We start from the raw sequence: 25,375 nt of genomic DNA on the forward strand, positions 1-25,375 counted from the left end.
GCCTTACGCTGTCTCTCCGGCAGATCTGCTCCTGGTAATATGGATCTCCTCGAACGCCTTTTCCTGATAAAGCCAGATCTCCCGCAGGCGCACAAGTTCAAGCAGCGCCAGGAAGGTTACAATCATGTGGCTCTTCGACACAGCCCGAGTGAAAAAAGACGAAAAGACCAGCGAGTCGTGGACCATCAGCAGCCGGCGCATCTCGGCCAGCTTCTGCTCGATCGTGACTTCCTCCTGGTCTAACTCCATGCCGGCTTGGGCTTCGAAGCGCTTGACCACGTCGGCAAAAGCCTTCAAAAGGTCAAACAGCGTGACGGCGACCACCTCTTTGCCGTCTTCGAGCACATCTCTGGGCGGGCTGTTCCAAACCGCGTTCTCCACCTCTTCACGCGTGTAAAGCATCTGTGCGGCATTCCTGAACTTCTGGTGTTCCAACAGCTGGTACACCAGCTCCTTCCTCGGATCGTCCTGCGCCTCCCCCTCTGCAGCCTCCTGGACTGGATCGGGAGGGAGGAGCATGCGTGACTTTATGTAGATCAAGGTCGCGGCCATGAGGAGCCACTCTCCCGCGACGTTGATGTTCAGGTCCTGCATGAGCTGGAGGTAGCCCAGGTACTGCTCGGTAATGTGCGCGATCGGGATGTTCCAGATATCGAGTTCCTCGCGCTTGATCAGGTGCAGGAGAAGGTCGAGAGGACCCTCAAAACCCTCCAGGCGGATCGTCAGACCGGGCTCTTCCCGAGAAGTGCCATTGGTTTCCGGATTCTCAGTTCCATCCATAGCCGTCTTTAACTTGCGATGTAACAGTTCTTGTTCCTGTCCCGAAAACAACTCCTCACCTACCGAAAGCAGCCTCCCTTTTCATGCGCCTGGATACGGCACAGGCGCATGAGATACGGCTGTGCGCCATAGTGTCCGATCCCGTTGTTTGCCCCCCGTCACAAACTCAGCAGCAAGCCGCACAGTTGACTGATAGGCCAGAAAATAAACCTGAACGCGCCAAGAAACATGAGCAAATAGAGTATCACAAAACCGTAGGAGCTCACGCGCGCCAGTGCTTTGCCTGCATTGTAGGGAAGCAACTCGTAAAGAATCCAGTGTCCATCAAGGGGGGGAATCGGGATCACATTGAAAAGCGCCAGCGCCAGGTTGATGACAAACGTGAAAAAAAGCACGCCCAGCAGCGGCACCAGCGCGGAGTGCTGCCGCGGAATGCGGTCGCTCACGATCATGTTGATGATGACACCGTTTGCCGCAGGCGAGGCGATCTTGAGGACTGCCAGCAGCGCGAAGGAGGCTCCGGCTGCTACCAGGTTGGCGCCGGGTCCGGCCAGCGACACCAAAATCTGATCGCGGTGCGGATTCCGGAGGTGTACAGAGTTAACGGGGACGGGTTTTGCCCAACCGATCAGAGGTACGCCCATGATCATCTGGAGCAGCGGAAACAGAAACGTCCCGAGCGGATCCATGTGCGCAATCGGGTTCAGCGTAACCCGGCCCAGGTACCGGGCCGTATAGTCACCGCATCGGTCGGCCATCCAGGCGTGGGAAGCCTCGTGGATGCTCAATGAAAAAAGCAGGACCGCAAACTGGATAATGACACTGGCAATATCGATGTTCTGAATTGAACCCAACTTTATGACTCCAAATGACGTACCGCCGAGAGGCAGAACTATACCACAATAGTGGGCAACGGGCAGTGGGCAGTCCACAGCCACAGCAATGAGTCCGCTGTTCCTGAATCCCGGGCGGATCCAGCTATCGACGGCCGCCGGGAACTGTTTGGGCTGGCACCCGATCGGTTCAAGTGATAGACTTTTAAGACCTTGGGGCATTTTTATGGGATGGACGCTACCCTTGACGATGGTCCTGTACACTCTGGGCCTGATGCATTCGATCTTCGGCTTTTACCGGAAAAGGCAGGTCTTCGTAACCGTAGCCCTCGTGATGGTGGGCTGTGGATTTGCGAGCCACACCGTCTATCTGCTTCTGCTCGGCTTCCAGGTTCGCCATCTGCCGATCACAAACCTCTCAGAATCGCTGTCCTTTTTTGCCTGGTGTATCACGCTGACTTTCATTGCGGCGCATCTGCGCTATCGGACCAACGTCCTCGGAGCATTCGTGCTCCCGCTGGTTTCGTTGCTCATGATTCTGTCCGAATTGATCTGGGAGGGAAACCACACCATTCCGCCGCTCTTGAAAAGCCGATGGATTTATTTTCATGCCGTCGTTGCTTTTCTCGCCTACGCCGCCTTTTTCCTGACCTTTGTCTCATCGATCCTCTATTTGATTCAGGAAAAGGAGCTGAAAGCCAAAAATTTCCGCTTCCTTTATTTCCGGCTCCCTTCACTGCAAATGTGCGACGAACTGCTGCGGCGCTCCCTGTATGCCGGCTTTTTCTTAATGAGCATCACGATAATGACAGGCGCTCTTTGGGCGCAGCAGGCATGGGGCCACTTCTGGAGTTGGGACCCAAAGGAGACAGCTTCCCTGGTAACCTGGGCCATCTACCTGGTGCTGGTCAATTACCGGCTGTCCGCCGGCTGGCGTGGCCGCTGGGCCTCCTATATCAGCATCGCCGGGTTCGTGTCGATGCTGTTCACGTTCGGAATCAACAAGGGGTTGCATACTTACTTGTAGTCTTTTTCTCAATTCCTGCAGAGCACTCGGGTGTGTGGCCGGCGTGCCTGGGCTCTGAAGCACCGCTATGGTCTCCCCGCCCTCACGGCGCTTCTGGCCATCTCCGATGCTGCGGTAACGCGGGTGTGGTGACGTAATGTTGAATCTGGTAATCGTCGGGCTGAATCATCGCACGGCGGAATTGGATGTACGCCAGCGGGCGGCATTTCCAGTCCCCCAGCTGCCGGACGTGTTGAAGCGCATGACGCAGCAAGCCGGAATTGAGGAAGGCATGATTATCTCCACCTGCAACCGGGTGGAGTTGTTGTCGCGCGTGGAGAAGCCAGAGAAAGGGATCGACGCGCTCGAGGCTTTCTTCTCGGAAACCTGCGACGTACCGACCGAAAAGCTCAAGGACCACCTTTATCGACACGTGGGATATCAGGCTGTCCGTCATGTGTTTCGGGTGACCAGCGCGCTCGATTCGATGATTCTGGGTGAGGCGCAGATCCTGGGGCAGGTGAAGTCCTTTTACGGCATTGCGGTGGGAGCATCCACGGTCGGATATTATCTGAACAGCTTGATGCAGGCGGCCTTCCACACGGCGAAGCGCGTGCGTACCGAGACCAGCATCGGCGAGTTCTCCGTCTCGGTCAGTTCGGCGGCAGTCGAGCTGGCTCGAAAGATCTTCGGCGAGCTCCGGGACAAGAGGATCTTGATCGTCGGCTCCGGTGAAATGGGGGAAGTGGCGGCGCGCCATATGGCCGCCAACGGAGCCAATCGGATTCGTGTCACCAACCGCAATCCCGAGACGGCTCAGGCGCTGGCCGCCAAATTCCAGGGCGAGTCAGTTCCATTCGACAGCCTGGCGCGATGGTTGGCCCGATCGGACATCGTGATTACCACGACAGGAAGCCCGGACATCCTGGTCGATCGCGCAATGGCACAGTTAGCGGCCTCGGAAAGAAGACATGCGCCGCTCGTCTTCATCGACATTTCCGTTCCCCGAAACGTGGATCCCGCCGTGGGCGCAATCGACAATGTCTTCTGTTACGATGTTGACGATCTCGGGGCAGTTGTTGAAGCCAACATCGCCGAGCGCCGCCAGGCTGCAGCGCTCGCCGAGAAAATTGTGGATGAAGAGGTGGACGCGTTCTGCACCCGGCTTAAGTCGCGCGACCTTGGTCCGGTCGTAGTCCAACTACAGGACAGGATCGAAGAGATTTGCAGGACGGAGCTGCAGCGGTTCATGAAGCGCGGCGGGCCGCACAACGAGCACGAGACTCAGGAACTCGAATGGATGGTGTCGCGCATCGCCGGCAAGATCGCCCATCCGCTCGTCATGCAGCTGCGCAGCACGCACCACAATCCAACACATCGCGAGGATTATCTGGACATCATCAAACGCATATTTAAACTTTGAGAACTCCAGGATCAGCCACGGAGATGTCATGTCTTTGCGGCGCGATTCATCAAGGCAGAAGGATTCCATGAGTGACTTGACCATCGGCACCAGGGGCAGCACCCTGGCCCGCGTGCAAACTGAATGGGTCGAGGGGATGATTCTTGCGCGCTTCCCGCAGATCCGCATCACGGTGAAGATCATAAGGACATCCGCCGACAGAGACACGAAAACCTCTATCCGTTCAGGCTCGGCGACGGGCGTGTTTGTGCGTGAGATCGAGGAGGCGCTGCTCGGCGGGAAAATCGATCTGGCCGTGCACAGCATGAAGGACCTGCCCACCAGGATTCCCGATGCCCTCGAGATCGGGGCCATCCCTGCGCGCGAGGACGCCCGGGACGCTTTGATTGCAGGCGACGGCTGCAAAAAGCTGGATGACCTCCCGCGCGGCGCAGTGATCGGCACCGGCAGCGTCAGGCGGCAGGCGCAGGTGCTGGCTCGGCGCCCTGATCTGGCTGCCCGCGACATCCGCGGCAATGTGGAAACGCGCCTGCAGAAGCTGGCGGCGGGAAGCTACGATGCCATCATTTTGGCCTGCGCCGGGCTTAACCGGCTCGGGCTTCAAGGCAGGATCAGCGCCCCGCTGGAATTCAGCGAGATGCTTCCTGCACCAGGCCAGGGAGCTCTGGCACTCGAGATGCGCAGGGGTGATGAGCGGGTCGCGGCCGTGATTGCCGGTCTCAACGAGCCTGCCACCGCAGCCGCCGTGCTCGCGGAACGCGCTTTCCTGCGCCGCATGGGAGGCGGGTGCAACAGTCCCATCGCCGTGCATGCGCGCCCCGACAACGCGGTCTGCACCATTGAAGGGCTGGTGGCGACTCCCGACGGCGGTACCATTATCCGGGATGCGGTCGAGAGCCCGATCGACAAGGCCGCGGAAGCAGCCGACGCGTTGGCGGAAGAGCTTCTGGCCATGGGAGGGGCGGAAATTCTCAAGCCGCTGCGCTGACCACATGTGCCAGGATCCACGTTCTCTCGCGCACAAGACCGCCGTGCTCGCATGCAGCGAGATGAAAGCCGGGGCTCTCGTTGCCGGGCTCGAAGCGCTCGGGGCTGAGGTCCTCGTCTTCCCGGTCATCCGGATCCGGGCGGTCACTGATCACAGCATAATGGATGCGGCCCTCGACGAGCTGGCCGAGTACTCGTGGATCATTTTCACCAGCGCATACGGAGTCCGGTTTTTCCTGAACCGGATGCAGGAACGGGGCATTGCTAAGGACCGGTGCCGCAGGCTGCGGATCTGCGCTGTGGGACCGGCGACGGCCGATGCTCTCGAGAGATCAGGAATCCGCGTTTCCCTGGTGCCTGGCGAGTTCGCGGCGGAAGGAATCCTTGCCGCTTTGGCTGAAAAGCACGGCGGCATGAACGGACTGGCAGGTTTGCGCATCCTCCTGCCCCGGGCCCGGGAAGCCCGCGACCTGCTGCCGCGCGCGCTGCAGGCTGCAGGTGCTCGCGTGGATGTTGTGCCCTGCTATGAAAATACGCTTCCCGAGCTTGACCGGGACTGCGTGCAGTCTGTGCTCCGTCATCCGCCGCACCTCCTGGTTTTCACAAGTTCATCGACAGTGAATAACTTCGTCACCCTGCTCGGTAATATCCACGGAGTAAAGATGCTGGCGGACGCCACTGTGGCCGTGCTCGGCCCGGTCACGGCCCGCACCGTGGCTGCATTCGGGAAACAGGCCGAGATCGTTCCCTGCGAGAATACGATCCCTTCCCTGCTGGAGTCGATTCGCCTCTATTACCAGGCCCCTGAGAGGAAGGAGTCAGGAGTCAGGAGCCGGGAGTCGGAATAAAGCAGGCGCAAGGTATGGGCAGCGCACAAAATCAGTCACCCTGCGATCAGGGTTTATCTGCCGATGCCGTGATCAGCCGGAGTCGGTTTTTCTCCCGACTCCTGACTATTTCTTGGGGGGGGAGAAGGTCACATCGAATTGGACTTTGGACTCGACCACTTCGCCGTTTCTGGTGGCGGGCAGGAAGACCCAGCTGGTCTTGACCGCTTCCATGGCGCGCTCATCCAGGCCATGCCCGAGACCCTTGACCACAGCCAGATCCTGAAGGGTTCCGTCCCTGGTGATCGTCGCTGAGAGCTTCACCTTGCCGTAGGTAGCGGTGCGGCGTGCATCCTCAGTCGGCGACACTTCGGGGGTTTCGAGATAGCGCGGCGGGTTCACGCCATCGGGCTGGAGCTGGCTCTGCCAATCCCGATCCCACTCCGAGGTCCCGTCCGTCGTTCGGACCCGGCCGAGTTCAGTCAAACCGGCGTTTCGCAAGGCCGCCTCGCCATTGGTGTTTCTCAGATCCAGATCTTCGATCTTGGATTGCGCCTGGTCGAACTGGGCTTTATCGAGCCCCTGGAGGTAGAAGCGTTTTGAGCCGATGCGAACGCTCAATTCCTCGATGTGGTCCTGCTCGTGGAAGGCACCTATCACATTGAGTCCCTTGAAGGATGCGTTATTCAGCAGAATGGATGCGCTATAGCGGTAGACATCTCCACGGGTTCCTTTGGTCTGCTGGTCGAATACCTGTCCGATATAAAACTGCCCCGAGCCGCCCTTGTAAATGAACTCGCTCGCCTGCACGACGATCACGTATTCAGACAGATTGACGAAGTTGAGTATGAATTGGTGCGTGCCGGAGACTTCTGCCGTAATAATGTACTGCGTCCCGACATAGGCAAAGCGCCTGGGAGATTCCTGCGCACGCCCTGCAGCGCCTGCTGCGATCAAGAGCATGGCCAGCGCTATCACCAGCGGCCGGCTGCTGCGCGTCGGCGAAAAGATGGAGTTGAACCGAGGACATGTCACTTCGATCTTCATTTCAGTAACTCCTTAGCCAGAATGCTGAGGAGAGATGCGCGTCGCGGCACATCAGAGATCAGGATATGCTCGTGGGCGGCATGTGCACCTCCGCCTTCGACTCCCAGACCGTCGAGTGTGGGAATTCCAAGCGCAGCAGTAAACGAACCGTCGCTCCCGCCCCCAGTTCCTCCCTCACCCAATTGCATGCCTATGGTTGCAGCGAGCGCTTTTGCCTCCTGATATAGCCCGGCTACCGCCGGAGTGCGTTCGAAAGGAGGCCGGTTGATCCCTCCTTCTATTTCGAAGCTGCATCTTGCGTCCCGGGGTCGCAGCCTGCGGATGCGCCTTTCCAGGCGCCGGCCGTCCGCGAGAGTCGAAAACCGGAAATCCACTTCCGCCTCCGCGCGGCTCGGCACGACATTCACTGCCGAGCCGCCTCGGATCGTTCCGACGCTCAATGTGATACCGCGCTCATAGTCAGTCATCCTCTGAATCTTGAGCACCTGACGACTAAGTTCGAGAATGGCGCTGGCGCCCGTCTGCGGGTCCAATCCGGCGTGCGCTGCGATACCGGCCACGCGCAAGCGAAAAGTTCCCACACCTTTGCGAAACGTCTTGGCTCTTCCTCCCGGGAGCGAGGGTTCCAGGACCAGGACCGCGCGGGAAGCCCTGGCAATCGGTTCGAAGAGCGGCAAGCCCGCGGCCGAGCCGATCTCCTCATCCGGCGTGAAGAAGAAAATCACGTCGCGTTCCGGGCGCAGCCGCTGTTCGTAGAATGCGCGGCATACGAGGAGGCACAGCAGCAGGCTGCACTTCATGTCATAAATGCCGGGGCCATAAGCCTTGCCGTCTTTCATGGCAAACGGCCGTTCAAAGACGGTGCCGGGGGGCCACACTGTGTCCAGATGACCCAGAAACAGCAACGGCCGGCCCGAGCCTTCACCCCGCCAGACGGCTTTGAGGGCGTTGCCGCTGGCAGCCTGAGGGATAACCTCCGCCTCTGCCCCGCGGTTCTCAAACTCCCGCGCAAGAAACTGCGCCAACCGATCGACGCCGCCTTTGTCCAGAGAATAGGACTCCATTTCGACCAGGCACTTGAGCAGACTGAGAGCCTCATCGAGATTCGCGTCGAAATAACTCACCAAGTTCATGGGCGCACTCATGGATGTTATGATTCCGGAAAATCCACGCTGCACAGGTATTCGGCCGGTCCGGTGAGGAAAAGGTCACCAGGTGGCTGCCAATGAACCTCCAAACTCCCCAATTCGACCTCGACGATAACCGGGCTTTCCGCCAAACAGTTGAGAATGGCGGCAACCACGGCTGCCGAGCTTCCGGTCCCTGAGGCCAGCGTCGGTCCGACACCGCGCTCCCAGAAGCGCACGCGAATGCGATGACGATCCAGTACCTGAACGAATTCGACGTTGGTGCGGTTCGGAAAGCAGCTGTGCCGCTCGAGCACAGGCCCCAGTATCTCCATCGGGGCCCGGCTCACGTCCGGCCAGAAGGTCGAACAGTGCGGGTTCCCCATGGAACTGATCGTAACCCTCACAACCTCGGATCCCACGGCAAGAGGAAAGTCGATCAGTGCCTCCGAGCCGGACCCGAGACAGACAGGAATTCGGGCGGGCTCGGTTACAGGCCGCCCCAGTGAGCTTTTGAAGGTGTAGATCCGGTCTTTCCGATTCTCGAGCGTGAAAGTCTTTACTCCCGCAACCGTGCGGATCCCCAGGGTCCGGGCATGAGTCTCTCCCGAGTGAATCAGATACGCGGCCAGGCAGCGTGTGCCATTGCCGGACATTTCGGCGCGACTGCCATCGGCGTTGTAGATCAACACCGAAACGTCCGCCTCTGCATCCCCCACAGTTGGCTGATAGAAGAGCACCCCGTCGGCGCCAACGCCGGTATGGCGCCGGCACACCCTGCGGGCGAACTCGCCGAAATATGGGCCGGCTGTTCCGACTTCGCCCCCGCGGGCAACCAGAAAATCGTTTCCAAGCCCGTGCAGCTTCGCCAACTTCATGATCGTGCTCTTGACCGGACAGCAGAGGCAAGCAGATAGAGGCCGTTCATCATCTGCGCGCCTCTCCGTTGGTCCGCGGTTGCCTGTCCCTGGCTCTTCGTTCCGCCGCACCGTGCCGTGCTGAGGCAAGCCCGCCCGGGCACCTTATGCACCCAGCTTCTGCTTGAGCGTTTCGATGACCGGCACCGGCGTGGGATCCACGGCGTTAAGGAAAGCCAGATAAAGGCTGACAAAATCTCCAAGGCAGATCGCAGAAAATATCCTGGCGAGGAGAGACTCACCCTCGCTCCATACTTCGTGCACAATGGCGGTTTTGCGCGCCAGGATCTCTCTGGTGAGATCAAACCGGCGCTGCACCTGGGGATGGTCGCCTCGATCCCTGAGGAGAACTACTGCAATCTGTTGCAGGAGTTGTGCGGGAAATTCCCATCCCACAAGTTCGTTGTGGTTCATCTCGGGCATGAGATGGTGGAACGCCAGATTCTTGGCGTTCTCCTCGATCTGGCCGCGCCAGCGCACGGCCACCGGATTCAGAACTGCACTGGAAGCGTAGACCGCAATGAGCCTGCCATGCAGTGAACGTGCCATCCTCTTGGCTTGATTCCTGGTCTCATCCGTTTCCGGACCGTATCGTGCCACCAACTGGTTCAACAGCTCCACGGTCTCACGTAAGGGTTCCGTCATGTCCGGTATCAGCCCCAGCATCGACAGAGCTCCAAGCAGCATGACTGCCGAATATCCGAGGGCGGCCCGCGGCGGCAAGCCTGCCGGCAGCTGGATTACCGGATGCCCGTGGCGGCGCGCCTCGGAGGCCAGCTTTCCACCTGAAGTCAGGCAAATGATGAATGCGCCCGCGGTTCGCGCCTGCTCGTAGGCACTGAGGGTCTCCTCTGTGTTCCCGGAATAGCTGCTTGCAAACACAAGCGTGGAAGCATCAATGAATCCGGGCAAACGGTAGTCGCGGCAAACGAACAGAGGAATGCTCAGGAAGGCGGAGGTCACCGCCCCGATCACGTCACCGCCGATGGCTGAGCCGCCCATGCCGCCGATCACCACGCACGTGATGCGCGGCGGCGGCGGCAGGGAAAGGGTCCGCGCCATCTGTGCGGCACCTTCCACCTGGGCGGGGAAAGACTGCAGCAGGTGCCTCATCGACTTTGGATCGATGGCAGCCATACGATCCATCTGATCAAGGACGGGCAAGATCCTACCTCGCTTTCGAAGAGCTCATCAGATCGAAACACTCGGATCGGAACTGCATCATGTCGAATGGCTTGACGAAGAAAAGGTCCGCACCTGCAGCCAGAACACGCTCGCGAACCGCGCGGTCGTGATCGCCGGTGACTGCCACTATTTTGAGGCTTCTGGTCGCCGCGCCGGCCTTCAACTTCTCGCAGACCTCGATGCCGTTCATTCCGGGCATCATGATATCCAGAACGAGAAGATCCGGCTTCCGTTCGCCAATGAGCAAGAGGGCTTCGACGCCACTCAGGGCGCCTGCGACTTCTATTTCCTCATCCCCGGCCTGCATCACGGATGTCAGAAGCTCGAGCATCTCCTTCTCATCATCCACGATCAGGATGAACGGGGGTGGCTCCTGCAGCGCCGCGGGAATCGGCATGCCGAATTCCTTCATGAATCGGATCAGATCTTCCCGGCGAATCCTCCGGTGACCGCCTGGCGTCAGGTAGGCTTTCAATTTCCTTTCCTTGACCCAGTTTTGGACCGTAGTGGGATTCACTTCGCAGATCTGGCTGATTTCGAATGTGGTTAAAAAAGATCTTCGAGGCATAATTCCGCTATCTCATTAAGAAATCCGGACTTCAGATTATCCCGCCTTCCTCACATCCGTCAAGCACCCGCGGAGAATACCGTCGTGGAGGCCGAGGAGTGAAAGACTAAAAAAAGGAACAGTCGACAGAAAGCCACCTCCGCCAGGCAGCCTCCGGGTATTGTTTTTCACCGGAAGCGAGCCACGATCAGCGTCATGTCGTCGTCGCGCTCTTCTTCAAAAGCCCAGCCAAGAACTTCATTGACGATGGCTTTCTGCAGTCTGCCGGCAGAAAGGTCGCTCTTCCCGCGCACCAGATCGATCAACCGCTGTTCCCCAAACTCCTCGCCGTATTCGTTGACGGACTCAATGATGCCGTCGGTATAAGCCAGGAGTATGTCCCCGCTCTGGAGTTGAATGGTCTCTTGTTCAAACTCCGCGTCGGGGAAGATGCCGACCACGGTACCGCCCGTAGTCAGGCGCCGGAAGCCATTCTCGCTGAAGTACAGCGGTGGATTATGCCCGGCATTGGTGTAGGTCAAGGTAGAGCGAAAATCGTCGTACACCGCATAGAAAAAGGATGCGAACTTGTTCGCCGACGTAAAACTGTAAATCTGCTGATTCAGGACCTTCACCACGCCCGCAACGTTGCCGTTGCCTCCGACTCTGTCAGACAGCGAAAAGGCGCCGCGCGCCAGGACGTTGCTGCGCAAGGTGGCCTGAAGATTGGCCATGAGGAGAGCCGCGGAAATGCCTTTGCCGCAGATGTCTCCCACCGCCAGCCCCATGTTCTGATCATCGAACTGGAGAAAATCGTAATAATCACCGCTGACGATGCGAGCCGGGAGGCACAGCCCTGTAAGCTCCATATTTTTCATTTTTGGAGCCTGCTTAGGGAATAATTGTTCCTGTACTTCCTTAGCAATCTCCAATTCGCGCTCCAGCCGCTCCTTTTGGACTCTTTCCTTTACCAGGGTTTGTACGTACTCAGTCATCTGATTGAAGGATTTGGCGAGCGCACCCAATTGATCGTCGGACTTGACCACGATGCGATGGCTGAAATCGCCTCGCCGGATGAATTCTGTACCGCGGTCAAGGTTATGCACCGCACTCGTGATCGACTTCGTCAGCAGGATCCCGCCAATCAGGGAGAGCAGCTCGACTGCCAGAAAGAATCCGACCACGACCTCAAGGGCCCCCAGGAACGTTCTGCTCACATTGCTCTCAGGGTTGAAAACGTTCTGGAATAGCTTTGAGGGCGACAGTTCCACGAACAACATGGTGTCCGCAGGGATCTTGCTTTCCTCGCCTGTGCTCCAGATAAATGGGTAGAGCGGCATTGACCACAGCCCTCCCACGGATTGCTGGGAGCTCGTGAAATCGAACGTGGCGTAGAGTATGTTCTTGCTGAGGATGCCGGTGTCCTGCAGCATCACGTTCAAGCTGGTATTGGGTACATTGTCTGCCAGGAGCAGATCCTGCCCCAGCGCGCTCCTGAGGCGATCCAGCATATCGCCGTCCAGCGGCACGGACACTTCAAGGCTGTAAGGGATTCCGCCGTTGAGATCTCCGAACACCAGACTTCTCAGAAACAGGTGCCCTTGTCGCGTCCCCACATTGCTGTTGGATCCCTCATAGATTGCCGGCTGAACGTCTTCGTAGACCAAGCCGCTGAATCCGTTTTCGGTAATCCATCGGGGCACCTGATAGTCGGGTAAATCGTGCCTTATGTGCCCCACAGCATAAACGACATTCTTGCCGCTCGCCGGATCCTTGACACGCACCACGATGGATGCCGTGCGGTACATCCCCAACAGATACTTGGCGTCGCGATCGACGACCGTCCTCAGCAGCATCGGATCCGCCTGGGAACCCGATATCACCTGCTGCAGGCCGGCGCTCAGGGACTGGTTGAAAGCCGAGATCTGGGCTGTGTGTATTCCGATCTGTTTTTCGATCAGGTAGTAGCTGAGCTGATAGTAAAAAAGAAGGCCGGAGACATAGAGAATCACAACCACAAGCGCCAGAGGGATGGCCGCAATCAGGATGTGCGCGACGATCAGACGCCGGCGTATCTTCCAGAGCAACTTACCACGGACAACCGCAAGGATCTTCCAGGCATAATATATTGCCGGAACAGCAAGGAGGACCGTAACCAGAGCCAGGCTTGACTGGATAGCCTGGGGCAGCGCCAGCTGGAGCGCCGAGGGCAGCAGCAGACGCAGCAGCCACAATGTCAGCAGGAGGAGGGTAAACCTCCCCATTCTCGTTCTAGGAAATCGCAGCCGCACGTCTTCCCCACTGGCAACGTCCACAGCGTTGCCGGCACGAATACCTCGCTCCACGCCACAGACTACGGTTCGGATTTTCCATGCATGCGCAGAGTCACCGACTTTTCAATCTTGAATACGCGCTGAGCAACTTCCTGCAAATCCGTCTGTTTTACATCTTGCAGGCGATTGATATAATCCTGGAATCCTTCGATCTCCTTCCCTGCCAAAACGCTCTTGATTACTTCCGCGATCTGGCGGTAACGGGTTTGCTGCCGGATCTGGAATGCTCCAATGACGGAATTCACGGCCGCGCGATAGTCCCGGTACAAAACCGGAGCCGTTGTAAGCCGAGCCAGTTCCTCGGTAAGCACCTTCAGCGCCTGTTCCTCGTCGGCGGGTGCCGCCAAAATGCATATCATGATGGTGCCGCCGCGCAACTCGGGCTCATATTCCAGGGAGACGCGGCGGGCGCCGGGCAGGCGATCCTGGATCGCCCCGGTCAGACGTCCGGCCGAGCCCGAAGCATAGCTCTGAAGAACCATCAAGGGAAAGGAATCCTCATCCTCTTCGGGCGGTGCCTGAAAACCCATCATGACCGAGCTGGCATTCCCGGCCCAGGAAGCCTCTATCACATCTTTCTTTTCGAGGGCCTTGGGGAATCCCTCCGGAAGCTTGACATCCTGATAGCGTGAACCGCTGAAGTTATGCACGAAGTACCCTGCCAGGCTGGTTCCCTCTGTGTCGCCGATGATGACCGCCATGGGCTTTTTGTCCATGACAAGCAATTTGTGCCACGCCTGAACGGCATCTGGAGTGATGTTTGCGATGCTTTCCTCAGAACCATCGGGATCAAGCGCATAAGAATAATCGCGGAAAAGCGCGCCCCTCAAGCGCAGGCGCGCGAGATCCATGTCGCTCCGGTGGCGGAGCGCGGCCGTCTGAAGGACTTTCTGGCGCGCAACCTCCTGTGGATCGAGCTTGGGCGACTTGATGATCTCGCTGATAATGTCGAGTCCCTGCTCGACGTTTGCGGACAGAATCGATAGACAAAAGCCGAAATAGTCGTCTTCCACCACCGGTATCAGCGCAGCTCCGTATACTTCGAGCTGTCTGTAGGTTTGATCTGCGCTCCTGGTCCTGCTGTCCCTGAGCATCGTGCGCAGCATGAGAGACGTGATGCCGGCGTTGGTCTTGGCCTCTGTCAGCTTGCCGCCGGCGAAAAAAATCCCGAGATGAATTAAGGGCATCGTGTGATCTTCCCTGATGAAAAGGTCGGGGCCGCGCAAGATTGAGGCCGTCTGGAAGGGGTAACGAACCTCGGAGGGAACAAATGAGCCGGCCTCCTCGGAAATATCGAGAGCGGGCACCGTTATCTTTTCCCGTTCCGCCATTTCCTGCTCGGTGGAGGCTGTCAGCAGTTGCTTTATGGTACTTTGAATGATTTCTCCGCTCGCGTTGCGGGCGTCTGCCTGCACGGGAAGAGACTCCAGCACGGCGCAGTTTTCGAGGTTCAGATAGCGCGCGGCAACGCGCTTCACATCAGCCCACTTGATCTGTCGCAAACGGGCCAGGTAGGTGTTGATGCCTTTCCAGGAGCCCAAAGACTCCAGGCGGGCAAGCCGTTCCGCGCGTCCGGACACGGTCTGCGAGGTCTCCCAGAACTCCCGTTTCAGCTGGGCCCGGGCCCGTTCGAGCTCGCCGGTGTCTGCATCCTGCCTCTTCAGTATCTCGAGTTCGGTAAACGCGGCAATCTCGCACCGGTCGATATCTTTGGGATCCAGTTCCATGCGCAAGCCGAGGTAGCCGGTATCGCCATAGGCAACCAGGTCTGCCGCCGCACCGTAGATGATCCCCTTCTGGTTTTTGAGCCGGCGGTTGAATATGCTCCCTTCGCCGGTCCCCAGCATGGCCCGCAACACTTCGAGCGCCGTATAGTCGGCTGAAGTGACAGCGACGGTGCGAAATCCCAGTTCGACGCGCGCAAGCCGGACGTCGGGGCGCACCTGGGCATAATGAAAACCGGGCGTCCAGTCTCCGGCCGCAGTGGGGCTCTCGGCGGCGGCGCCGCCCTTGGCATTACCATAGAGGTTCACGACCGCGTTGAGCACCTCTGCAGCAGTGACGTCACCGCAAACGACCAACACGATCCGGGCCGGGCTGTAAGCCGATCTGTAAAAAGCGACCAGCTTTTCGCGCGTGATGTTGTTCAGAACGTCCGCGGCTGCCCATCGGGCGCGGCGCAGGCGCCCGCCGGCAAATCCGGTTGCAAGAAGTTTCGCGTCAGCAAGTGCCTCTGGATCAGCGAGCGCGCGTCCAGACTCGTCTCTGATCACCTCGATCTGCCGTTTCAACTCCTGCGGGTCCAGCGAAGAATTCAAGAGCGCGTCGGTCTGAATCTCCAGAGCTCTTTTCCATTGAGGCGCAGGAGCTACGGTCCGCAGTATCGTGTGGTCGTATTCTGTGGAGCTGCTCACCTCACCTCCCAACGCCTTCAGGTCAGCGGCCATGACCGCAGCGGTCCTCGTTGCGGTTCCTCTCGAGAGCATGTGCTCCATTACGCGCGAGATCCCGGGCAGATCGGCAGGGTCGTCCCCGTAGCCGGTTTTTATCCAGGCCAGGGACTCGATCAGCGGGGTTGCATGTGCCTCCCCTACGAGCACGGTAAGGTCGTTTTTAAGCACCACTTTTGTGACGGAGCCATCTTGATCGAATGACTTCAGCTGTTGCATGAACGGAGGAGGAGTTGCCGGCTGGGAGGAAGGACGAGGCCGCACCTGGGAATAGCAGATACCGGGGAAAAACAGAAACATCAGGATTCCGAGGGATCTAAGCTTCATGGCATTTCCCATTCGTGATTATACTCTATCAGATCCCAGACCTCCGACCTCCGACCTCCGATTCGAACCAGAGGCGCAAGAAGAAGTGCTACTTGTTCCTGTCGAACGGCGCCGGTACCGGGTCGGATACAGGAGGTCGGATGCCGGAGGTCTGAAGAGTGAGGCGATATACGCCTTCACTTGCGGTGCCGAGATAGATGATGGCAGGGTGCGATGGATCCTGGGCCAGCGAACGAACTGGGGATCCGAATTCAGGATCCCCGATTTTCTCCCAGCGCATACCCCCGTTCTCGCTCAGGAAGACACCCCCGGAGGTATTGTCTGCCGCTAAGATGATTGTGCCGCCGGCGTCGAGAAAAATGACCGAAGAGATGTCCACGCCCAGGCGACCATCGGCAACTCGCTGCCAGGTGTTGCCGCCATTCCTCGACTCATAGAGACCCGCACTGGTACCGGCGAAGAGGTGTTCTGCATCCGCCGGCGAGAACACCAGGCACTGGACAATGGTGTGATCGGGTATGCCATTGGAGGCGAACTTCCAGGTGTCGCCGGAATCGCTCGAGCAAAGCACGCCCATGTGCGTCCCGGCAAAAATCCGGTCGGGGCCACTGTGCGGGATCATCAGGGAAAAAGCCCTCGGGATGATGCTGTAGTTGGGAGGCTTCTGAAAATTCAGATCATCCAACCGAGCCCGATAGATCCCGTCATTGGTCCCGGCGAAAACCCACGATTTGTCCCTGTAGACGGCCAGATCGTAGACGGCAAGCTTGCTGATCGGGCCGGGCAGGCCGCTCCATTCGCTTGACCCGGGACGCTGAAGGAACGCTCCTCGCGCCGTGCCGGCGATTCGCCCGCCATCCCCGGGAAGCATCAGCAACGCCAGCAGTCCCTCCCCCGGCATCTCCTTTTCGTCCAGACGCGCCCAGGCGTTGAGCGGATTGTCATAAATGAAATAGCCGCCGAGCTTGCCCTCGGAAACCTCGCCGACGAGAAACCGTCCCGGCGCGGTTGGATCCTGCACAATCCGCGTAATGGAACGAGTGACAAATCCCGTGTTGGATTCTTTCCAACTGCGACCGCCGTCTTCGCTGCGCAGCACTCCATGCGACTCGGTGCCAAGCAGGATCACGCTGCCGTTGCGGGGGTCGACCTGAACAGCGTGGATGGTAAGGTCAGAAGCGGTGACCCGGCTCCAGGTTCTTCCCGAGTCAGGACTCAGGAACAGCCCCTCCGTCGTCCCTCCGTAGACACACTCGGAGCGTGTGGGATCGATGTAAACAATCTGTGCGCGCACCAGGTAGCTTTTTGGAAAGACTTTCAGCCTTGTCCATGTTGCCCCGTGATCGACGGAGCGATAGAGCCCGGTGCAGGCGCTGGCAAAAACATTCTTCGGATTGCGGTCGTCGATCGAGATGGAAAACACATCGGAATCGAGGATCATTCCCCGGTCATTCTGCACCCACGTCTTGCCAAAATCGGTTGAACGATAGCCGAGGTGCCAGGTGCCGACAAAAACAATGCGGGGATCGACAGGATCGATGGCCACCGACTCGGCCTGCAGGAACGCGTCCATGCGTGCTCCTCTCTGCTGCCAGGTCTTGCCGCCATCGGCAGTTACGAACACACCGCCCCCCGTTCCGGCAATCATGTGTGATGGATTTCCTTTGCTTACGGCAAAGCCTCTCACCGCCACGTTGGCCTTCGGCAGCTTCACCTGATTCCACGACGTGCCGGCGTCACGGGTCTCGAATAGACCGCCTCCGTTGGAACGCAAGTCCCATCCCCCCGCGTACAGGTGATCCACATTGGCCGGATCCTCGACGATGGTGTCGATCACAAGCTGGCGCCGTCCTATGCCCGGGTAGAGCTGGTGCCAGGACACCCCGCCGTCGGCGGACTGGAAGAGTTGCCCGTCACTCGTGCCCATGTAAACGACCCTGCTGTCTTTCGTGCTGATCAGGAGCGATCGCACGGTTCCTCCGTAAGGACCCAGCCGCTCAAAGCGCGCCTCAGCCGCCCATGACGGTCCCGGACAGATCGACCTGATCAGTGCCATCCAGACGATCAGCATAGGCCCATGGCGATGGGGGATGGCGCGGCGATATGTAGTGGGTTCTTTCAGGATGGTCAATTTAGACAATCAGGCCGATGTTGCAGATTCTCAGGCGGCCTCGGGACCGCTCACCGGTGGTCCCGAGCCGATTAAAGTAAACCCAGGCACGTTACGGGAGCGCGCGGAGGTTACGCCGGCTCTTGCGCTCCCGTTGCTGTGCCCAGACGTTCAACGAACGCTCAGCTGGATTTCCGCGTGGCGGTTCTCCGCACGGCCCTCGGTGGTCTTGTTGTTACCGACCGTGCTGACGCCGCCGCTGAGCGCAGTGAAGCGCGAGGCGTCGATCCCCTTGCTGACCAGGTATTCAACCACAGCCTGAGCCCTCTTCAACCCCAGGTCCTTGACCCTCGTTTCGCGTCTTGAATCATCCGTATAGCCGACAACGTTGGCACGCAGGCGTGAATCGTTTTTCATCTGAACGGCAACGTTATCAAGGATCGCCTTCGCCACGTTGTTGACTCTCCACTTGGTCTCAGCGAATCCCGGAACGTTGATCTTCTGACTGACGTTCACGGTCATGGTGCAGGAAGCTCTGCCGCCGCGGCCATTGTCCACAGTGGCTGTGACGGTATAAGTCCCTGCGCTCAATCCCGCTCCGTCAAAAGTTGCGGTCTGACCTGCGCCGGACACCGTGCCGCCCGTGGCACTCCAGGTGACGGTGGGAGTCGCACGCTCTGCCGTCGCCTGCACCCTGAGTTGCGTCGTGCCACCCGAATCGATGTCCACTGTCGGTGTCAGGCACTGGATCGTGGGCGGCGGTATCGGTATTTCACGCACCGTCACGCTGCTCGAGCATGAAGCCGTGAATTTGCCGGTATTCACCGTCACTGCGATCGTGTAGTTGCCCGGCTGCCTGCCTGTGGAGCCGAAAGTGAAGCTCGACCCGCTCGCGGCCTGCGCCTGGCCGTTGACCGTCCATGAATAAGTCAGTGGCGACCCGTCGGGGCTGGTGGCGGTGGCTCGTACAGTCGCGCTCTCCCCTACCTGAATGGAATTCGGCGACACCGCGCACGTAACCGTCGGCGGCAAATACTTCTTGTTCACCGTGATCTCGGCCGTACAGGGAACACTGTGCCCGTAGTCATCCGCGACCGTGGCGGTGACCGTGTACTTCCCTGGAGCTACACCGGTGGCGTCAAAAGTCACGGTATCGCCCGAGCCGCTCAGTTTGCCGCCGCTCGAGGCCCAGGAGTAGGTGATCGTCGCGCCCTCCGGAATGACGACATTGGCGCGGACGGTTGCTTTTTCGTCCTGAATGATCTGCTGCGGGGAAACCGCGCAGGTTACCTTGGGCGGATCGTGCCTGCGCTTCTCAAATGTCACCTGCGCTACAAACCCGTTCACGCCCGACCTCAGTATGCCTCGCGACAGATCGGTATCGAGCCGGTTGAAGTGCCCCTGGTAGCCACCCCCAATCGAGATCCACTCCTTGGGATAGACCTTGAAGCCGAAAATCGCGTCCACGGGGCTGGCAGGATTCAAGCCAGAGGTGTTCCCACCGAAGTACCTGGCGATGTTGGTCTCGGCAATAAATTGAATCTTTCCAAAATTCGGAAAGGCCAGGCCGCCGCGTAAAATGAAAGAATTCTGCAGATCGGCCAGCGTCACTCCTCTGTTTTCCGCCGTGCCGGCGAAGTTGAAACCCAGGTTTAAATGAAGCGCGGCTATTCTGCCGGCCCGCTTCGAAAGCAGCATTGCGAACCCGCCTTCATTGGTACCGTTTGTCAGGCCGCGATTCATGCCGGTAATGCCCTTGTTGCTGGGAATCTTCATGAAACCCGCAAAACTCATTGCCAGAGGATTGCCACGGCGTTCGCTCAAGGCGTTGAGAATACCACCAAAACGAATGTCCCCCGGAGCGCTCGCATGCGGAACGTCCACGAACGGCGCATCATTGTTGAAAAACGGTGTGCCGGTGAGCGTGGTTGCCGGTTGCGGCAACTGTCCGGGTAACACTCCGTATGGAATGATGCCCGGGGCATTGATGCTCTTCTGCGCCTCCCAGGACCCAAACAGTTCGAGGCGATTCAACATTCCGACGCCGACGGCGATGGGGAATTTCCTGATGATCAGTCTTCCCGGATCGCGGTTGGTGTAATCAACGCCCAAACTGATGTTGAATTCTCCTTGCCGGAGAGTTTCCGCGTCCCAAGTCCGGAATAGCCCTGTGGCGCCGTCAAGACTGGCGGATGTAAACTTCTTTTTGTTAGCTTGAGCCTGCTGGGCGACGCCGGGGATGGAAAGCAGTAAGATTGCAATAGAAGCCGTAACAACTCGTGCATATCGGTCTCTCATGGTCCGTCATCTCCGAAATGTCAGCCATCCTGACTGCATCCAGGCTGGATTTAGGTAAAAACTGCTCTTCTCCCAGCCCACCTGGTTGGAAAGATCACGACTCGCTTCTTTAAGAGTACAAGGGGACACACTATCATCCCCAAGCATTTCGAGTATAACACCCGTGGATTTCCTGGTCAAACAACACATGCAAATGTTGAAAAACAATGCCAGGATCCGAAAGGGGACCCTGGCTTCGCCCTAAACCCTCGGCAATTACCGGCAATACCGACGGTGCTGCCGGGTCTTTTCAGTAGTGACCCTTGTTGGCGGCCCTGGCATCTGATGTTGTTTTGCGACAGCGTCATGAAACTTGATGAAACTATTTTTCATAATAACCAGTTTGTGCCTTGAAATCGGTGGGGGCTGCTTATAGACTCAGTGGACCGTTTTGGAACGCATGATCCAAAAGCTTGACCTTAAACTCGGTAGAGGCGATTTTTGATTCCCTATGCGACAGACATCGAAAGCAGTTGTAGCATTTCTTTTTCTTACCTTGGCAGTGCATCCGGAAGCAGGAGCAGCAAAAACCAATACCGCGCCACGACCGAACAACCTGTTCATCTGTGGAACGAGTGTCCAACGGCAGCGGGACGTCCTGGTTCGCAGCCGGTACCGCGACAGCCTGTTGCGCCGTCATCCCGAGCGCGGGCGCCTTTTGCTTCAGGCCCAGTCACCAACGCTGCAGCCGGACTCGGGAAACGTCGCTTTGATCGAGGATGACGGCACGCTGACGACACAGATCAACTTCTTCGACCTGGCAGGCAAGTCGATTCTTTTCGTGCCCGTGGCCGCCTCCCCGTCCAGCTATCAGGTAAGCGTGCAGAGCAAGGCCTTTGCTCCCGGCACGGGAACCCAGATCATCCTCGGTGACGACGATTCGACACCAGTCACTCTAAGTGCCGGTTTTAGCTTCTTTGGAAAGAGCTATTCTTCGGTAAACTTGAACTCGGACGGGAATCTGACTTTTGACCAGGCCGACGTGGCATCCACAGCCCGCGATCTTGGGAGATTCGCCTGGGGTCCTCCGCGGATCGGGCCGCTTTTTACCGACCTCGATCCCAGCGACAGGTCGGCACTGGTTTCATACCGCACCGAAACGGACGGAACCATTTTCGTCTGGCAAAACGTGCCCAATTGGAACACCCGCTCATACAACAACTTCAGTGTGAAGCTGTTCAACAATGGAAACATCGAATTCATCTTTGGCACCAGGGTGGATTCCGCTGAGGCCATCGTCGGCATCTCCCCCGGGGCCAGCTTGGAAGGAGTCACGGCGGTCGATTTCTCCACAACCACGCCAACCGAAAATCTCGTCGGAACCGTCGCTGAGGTCTTCACAACGTCCGTGCAGCTCATGGAAACTGCAATGGCGCGCAAGTTTTTCCTGAACCACCCGGACGAGTTCGATCAACTGGTCATGTTTCTGACATTTCCCTTCGACTTGCAGGGTGCCTTCTCTTACGAACTGAACGTCAACAACGATGTGCAAGGCATCGGACTGGATCCGGTAAACGACAGCTCCGATTACGGCAGTGGCGGTCGGCTGAAGAGTTTTGTCATGATGGGAGACTTGGGCGAATTCCCCGCGGATCCCAACCTCGAGTTCATGCGCACTTATAATAGTATGCAGGTCGTGGCACACGAGGTGGCCCACCGCTGGCTCTCCTTTCCTGCACTGTGGGAAGGGCCATCCGCTCCCTACACCACGTCACTGCTCCGTCCATACCCTGACTTGGCTCACTGGAGCTTTTTCTTCAACGCGGACTCTTCTCTGATGGAGGGAAATCGGATTATCGATCAAGGCGCAGCGCTGGGCTCGCAGCGTTTCATCACATCAGAGGTAACGAACAAGTTCAGTGATCTGGATCTATACCTTATGGGTTTTGAGGATTCACAAGATGTGTCCCCCATGTTTTACGTGAAGAATCCCATCCCCGCCACCAACTCTCTGCCGTCGCACAGCCCCACTGTTTTCGGGGGAACAAGGTTTGACTTCACGATCGACAACATCGTTGCCGCCAATGGAGTGCGCACGCCGTCGGTCTTTCAGGCTCAGAAGGTCCATCGCATCGCCTTCGTTCTGGTGTCGAATTCGACCCACCCGGCCACGCCGGAACAGATCGCCAAGGTGCAGAATATCCACGACGCCTTTGTTTCATATTTCAACCAGTTGACTCATGGCCAGGCTTGGGCCGTGACCAATCTGCAGAGTTCCCCGGGCACAACTCCGTCCGATATCTACTTTCCCTATTTTCAGGGGGATGGCACGCGCTACACCGGCTTTGCCCTGGCAAACTGGGGGCCGGCTCCGGCCGACATACTCTTTAACTCATTCGACAACACTGGCGCGAACACTTCGGCTCCCATCAACCCGAGAATGGTCACAATTCCGCCCGGCGGGCAGATTGCTATGCTCGGAGAGCAGATCCACGGCCTCTCTCTCTCCGGCACGCCGCGCAATGGCTGGATCCAGGCCGGGTCGAGCAGCAGCCAGATAACGGGATTCTTCCTTGAAGGCGATATCGCAGAAACCTTTCTCGACGGCGCGGTCGCCGGAAACACTACTTCCACGTCACTATTCTTCACCCGGGCTCACGGAACCACCGGTTCCCTCAGAAATCTGATCGATGTGGTCAATCCAAATGAAGCTCCGGCAAATTTCTCCCTTAAGCTCATCGATCAGAACGGGCAGCAGCAGGGCACGGCGGTTCAACGGGTGTTGAACAGTCACGGCCGTCTGGCGGATGATCTGTCGAGCCTTTTCCCCGGAACTGATCCAGCCTTCGCCGGATATGTCACAGTCTCCAGTGACGTGGGGGTCATCGGCTACGAGGCGTTTGAGGGGAGTTCCAGTGTTTTTTCCCTCCCTGCGCAGCCTGCTTCTTCCGCCACAACTCTCTACTCGGCGCAATTCGCCTCCGGACCGGCCGGCACGATCCGCTATTTCACGGACCTCAACGTGATCAACACGTCCAGCGCAGTCAGGCAGGTGCAGGTCTCTCTGATCGGCAACGACGGCAGGCTGGTGTCGAACATCACCAATCCGGTCCTCTACACGCTCCAGCCGGGCTCACAACGGCTGATGCGAGGCGAGGATGTCTTCCATCTTCAGGACGCTTCCGCGGCAGCGAGCATCACTGAAGGAACGCTGGTCGTGACCGCGGACGGAGCAGGGGTCATCGGCGATGTGACCTTCGGCGATCCTCTGGCGGGAAGGTTCATGGCAGCGCTTCCGCTTGACGGCACGCCCCGAGCGAATATGATCCTTTCGCAGGTCGCCCAGGGAAGCCAGGCCACAGGGACGGGCTATTTCACCGGCGTTGCGATGTACAACCCGAATCCGAAGGACGTCAGCGTGACCGTGGACATCTACTCCGAGCAAGGCCAGCCGACGGGTCAGGTGACCATCCCTATGAAACCGGGCGAGCGCCTGGCCAGGACTCTTCCTCAACTCGTTCCCGGCTTCACTCAGATGCGAGGCTACATCCGCATGGCTGCCTCCGGCGGACCTATTGTCGCCTTCGGGCTGTTTGGAGAAGCTTCATCGGTACAATTCCTGGCAGCGATTCCGCCCCAGGCAATCATCCAATGAGGCAATTGCATGGCGAGGTTGAACTCTGCGGCACAGGACATCAGGGAGTTGGAACTTAGTGCGGAAACCATGCGGGACCTGGTCGATCAGGCGATGGATCGAATCGTCAAACACATCGGCTCGCTGCCGAGTCAGCCGGTTTCGGACGTTTCCGGAGCGGAAGATCTGGCTCGATCTGTCGTAGAGGCCATGCCCGAGCGCGGCACCTCGTTTCCGGATATTCTCGATCTGCTGTTCGACCGCCTGGTCCAGAAGACCTTCAACACTGCATCGCCCGGTTATCTCGCCTATATCCCCGGCGGAGGACTGTTTCATGCTGCGGTTGCGGATTTGATCGCCGACTCCATCAATCGCTATATCGGTGTCTGGATGGCAGCCCCGGCGCTCGCACAGTTGGAGGCGAATGTTCTCCGGTGGTTTGCAGATATGATCGGGTATCCGCGCGAGGCGCGGGGAATCCTGACCACCGGCGGCTCGATGGCCAATTTCACTGCTCTGGCGACCGCCCGGCGCACCCTGCTTGCCGACCACTTCCAGTCGGCGACCTTGTATGCCTCCGATCAGGTGCACCACTCGGTAGTCAAGGCCGCATTGCTGGCCGGCTTTGCTGAGAACAGCGTGCGCGAAATCCCGGTCGACGCGGACTTCCGCATCCGCCCTGACGTGTTATGCGAGCGCATCGCCTCGGACCGCATTAACGGCCGCACACCTTTCCTTATCGTCGCGAGCGCGGGCACCACAAATACGGGCGCGGTGGATGATCTTGAGGTGCTGGCCGACGTGGCGCACGAGGAGAAGCTCTGGCTGCATGTCGATGCCGCCTACGGCGGGTTTTTTATGCTGACGGAGCGGGGCAGAAATGCCATGCGCGGCATTGATCGAGCCGATTCCGTCACCCTCGATCCCCATAAGGCGCTCTTTCTTCCCTATGGGACCGGATCATTGCTGGTCCGCGACGGCGAAGCTCTGCGGCGCGCGCACACCGTTCATGCCGACTACATGCCACCGATGCAGGAAGATCCCGATCTGGTGGATTTCTGCCTCTATTCACCGGAGCTGTCCCGGGACTTTCGCGGCTTGAGAGTCTGGCTGCCCTTCAAACTGCATGGTGCCGGGCCATTCCGGCGCAACCTTGACGAGAAGCTGGACCTGGCCGAATGGGCGACCCAAGAGCTGCGAAAGATCCCCGGAATGCAGATTGTCGCGGAGCCCCAGCTGTCACTGGTTGCATTCCGACTCGTGCGCGCCGGCCTGAGCCTCGAGCAACTGAACGACTTGAACCGCCGCTTGATCGCCGGAGTCAACGCCAGGCAGCGCGTATTTCTGACTGCAACCTCGTTGGGGGGAATGTTCATCCTCAGAATCTGCGTCCTCTCTTTCCGCACCCATCTCGACCGGATGCAGGCGGCCATTGAGGATATCCGCGCCGCCGTGCAGGAGCTCTAGAGGCCCTATGAATGCTGTTCGCAAAAAAATCAAACCCGAAGATCTCCCGGATCACAGAAGATCGGAAGGAACTTTTTTGAGGCCTGTGCGGCTTTTGC

At 58.5% G+C, this 25,375-nt stretch carries 17 protein-coding genes; 6 read left to right on the forward strand and 11 right to left on the reverse strand.

Annotation, left to right across the window (positions count from 1 at the left end; all coding sequences use genetic code 11):
* Window positions 1–3 precede the first annotated feature (3 nt).
* Together LAP85_17910 and LAP85_17915 are read right to left on the reverse strand one after the other, a co-directional pair.
* Complete coding sequence (locus tag LAP85_17910) at window positions 4–780, reverse strand: segregation/condensation protein A (protein ID MBZ5498280.1); 777 nt, start codon at window positions 778–780, stop codon at window positions 4–6.
* Between the two features lie 158 nt (window positions 781–938).
* Window positions 939–1,634 carry a site-2 protease family protein gene (locus tag LAP85_17915; protein ID MBZ5498281.1) on the reverse strand — a complete coding sequence of 232 codons (696 nt, stop codon included), beginning with the start codon at window positions 1,632–1,634 and terminating at the stop codon, window positions 939–941.
* 205 nt (window positions 1,635–1,839) lie between these two features.
* Here LAP85_17915 and ccsA point away from each other — a divergent pair, with 205 nt between their 5' ends.
* The 4 genes from ccsA to LAP85_17935 all read left to right on the forward strand — a co-directional run bounded on the left by ccsA (window position 1,840) and on the right by LAP85_17935 (window position 5,877).
* A complete protein-coding gene (gene ccsA, locus LAP85_17920) occupies window positions 1,840–2,640 on the forward strand; it encodes a cytochrome c biogenesis protein CcsA (GenBank protein MBZ5498282.1) in 801 nt (266 codons plus the stop codon).
* Between the two features lie 136 nt (window positions 2,641–2,776).
* Window positions 2,777–4,042, forward strand: coding sequence for a glutamyl-tRNA reductase (gene hemA / locus LAP85_17925; protein ID MBZ5498283.1), 1,266 nt, complete (start codon window positions 2,777–2,779; stop codon window positions 4,040–4,042).
* Between the two features lie 67 nt (window positions 4,043–4,109).
* The gene (gene hemC / locus LAP85_17930; protein MBZ5498284.1) at window positions 4,110–5,030 is read left to right on the forward strand and encodes a hydroxymethylbilane synthase; all 921 of its coding nucleotides are present in this window, start codon (window positions 4,110–4,112) and stop codon (window positions 5,028–5,030) included.
* Window positions 5,031–5,073: 43 nt separating this feature from the next.
* Window positions 5,074–5,877 carry a uroporphyrinogen-III synthase gene (locus LAP85_17935; GenBank protein ID MBZ5498285.1) on the forward strand — a complete coding sequence of 268 codons (804 nt, stop codon included), beginning with the start codon at window positions 5,074–5,076 and terminating at the stop codon, window positions 5,875–5,877.
* Window positions 5,878–5,982: 105 nt separating this feature from the next.
* Here the strand turns inward: LAP85_17935 and LAP85_17940 are convergent, their stop codons facing one another.
* The 9 genes from LAP85_17940 to LAP85_17980 all read right to left on the reverse strand — a co-directional run bounded on the left by LAP85_17940 (window position 5,983) and on the right by LAP85_17980 (window position 20,197).
* Window positions 5,983–6,903: an energy transducer TonB gene (locus LAP85_17940; protein MBZ5498286.1), complete on the reverse strand. Its 921-nt coding sequence runs from the start codon at window positions 6,901–6,903 to the stop codon at window positions 5,983–5,985.
* Complete coding sequence (locus tag LAP85_17945) at window positions 6,900–8,036, reverse strand: M20 family metallopeptidase (protein MBZ5498287.1); 1,137 nt, start codon at window positions 8,034–8,036, stop codon at window positions 6,900–6,902. The genes LAP85_17940 and LAP85_17945 overlap by 4 nt, the downstream gene beginning before the upstream one ends.
* A gap of 17 nt (window positions 8,037–8,053) precedes the next feature.
* Window positions 8,054–8,908, reverse strand: coding sequence for a diaminopimelate epimerase (gene dapF, locus LAP85_17950; protein ID MBZ5498288.1), 855 nt, complete (start codon window positions 8,906–8,908; stop codon window positions 8,054–8,056).
* 144 nt (window positions 8,909–9,052) lie between these two features.
* Window positions 9,053–10,111 carry a bifunctional phosphoglucose/phosphomannose isomerase gene (locus LAP85_17955; GenBank protein MBZ5498289.1) on the reverse strand — a complete coding sequence of 353 codons (1,059 nt, stop codon included), beginning with the start codon at window positions 10,109–10,111 and terminating at the stop codon, window positions 9,053–9,055.
* A 4-nt stretch (window positions 10,112–10,115) separates the two neighbouring features.
* Window positions 10,116–10,700: a response regulator gene (locus tag LAP85_17960; protein MBZ5498290.1), complete on the reverse strand. Its 585-nt coding sequence runs from the start codon at window positions 10,698–10,700 to the stop codon at window positions 10,116–10,118.
* Window positions 10,701–10,867: 167 nt separating this feature from the next.
* Window positions 10,868–12,943, reverse strand: a complete 2,076-nt coding sequence (locus tag LAP85_17965; protein ID MBZ5498291.1) for a SpoIIE family protein phosphatase — start codon at window positions 12,941–12,943, stop codon at window positions 10,868–10,870.
* 89 nt (window positions 12,944–13,032) lie between these two features.
* Window positions 13,033–15,789 (reverse strand): insulinase family protein, encoded by a 2,757-nt coding sequence (locus LAP85_17970; protein ID MBZ5498292.1) that lies wholly within the window; start codon window positions 15,787–15,789, stop codon window positions 13,033–13,035.
* An 88-nt stretch (window positions 15,790–15,877) separates the two neighbouring features.
* A complete protein-coding gene (locus LAP85_17975) occupies window positions 15,878–17,845 on the reverse strand; it encodes a hypothetical protein (GenBank protein ID MBZ5498293.1) in 1,968 nt (655 codons plus the stop codon).
* Window positions 17,846–18,070: 225 nt separating this feature from the next.
* A complete protein-coding gene (locus LAP85_17980; GenBank protein MBZ5498294.1) occupies window positions 18,071–20,197 on the reverse strand; it encodes a PKD domain-containing protein in 2,127 nt (708 codons plus the stop codon).
* 490 nt (window positions 20,198–20,687) lie between these two features.
* Between LAP85_17980 and LAP85_17985 the strand changes: the two genes are divergently transcribed.
* Both LAP85_17985 and LAP85_17990 read left to right on the forward strand, forming a co-directional pair.
* Window positions 20,688–23,831 carry a hypothetical protein gene (locus LAP85_17985; GenBank protein MBZ5498295.1) on the forward strand — a complete coding sequence of 1,048 codons (3,144 nt, stop codon included), beginning with the start codon at window positions 20,688–20,690 and terminating at the stop codon, window positions 23,829–23,831.
* A 69-nt stretch (window positions 23,832–23,900) separates the two neighbouring features.
* A complete protein-coding gene (locus LAP85_17990; protein MBZ5498296.1) occupies window positions 23,901–25,277 on the forward strand; it encodes an aminotransferase class V-fold PLP-dependent enzyme in 1,377 nt (458 codons plus the stop codon).
* Window positions 25,278–25,375: the final 98 nt, after the last annotated feature.

This window comes from Terriglobia bacterium (assembly GCA_020072565.1).
In the GTDB taxonomy this organism is placed as follows: Bacteria; Acidobacteriota; UBA6911; order UBA6911; family UBA6911; genus JAFNAG01.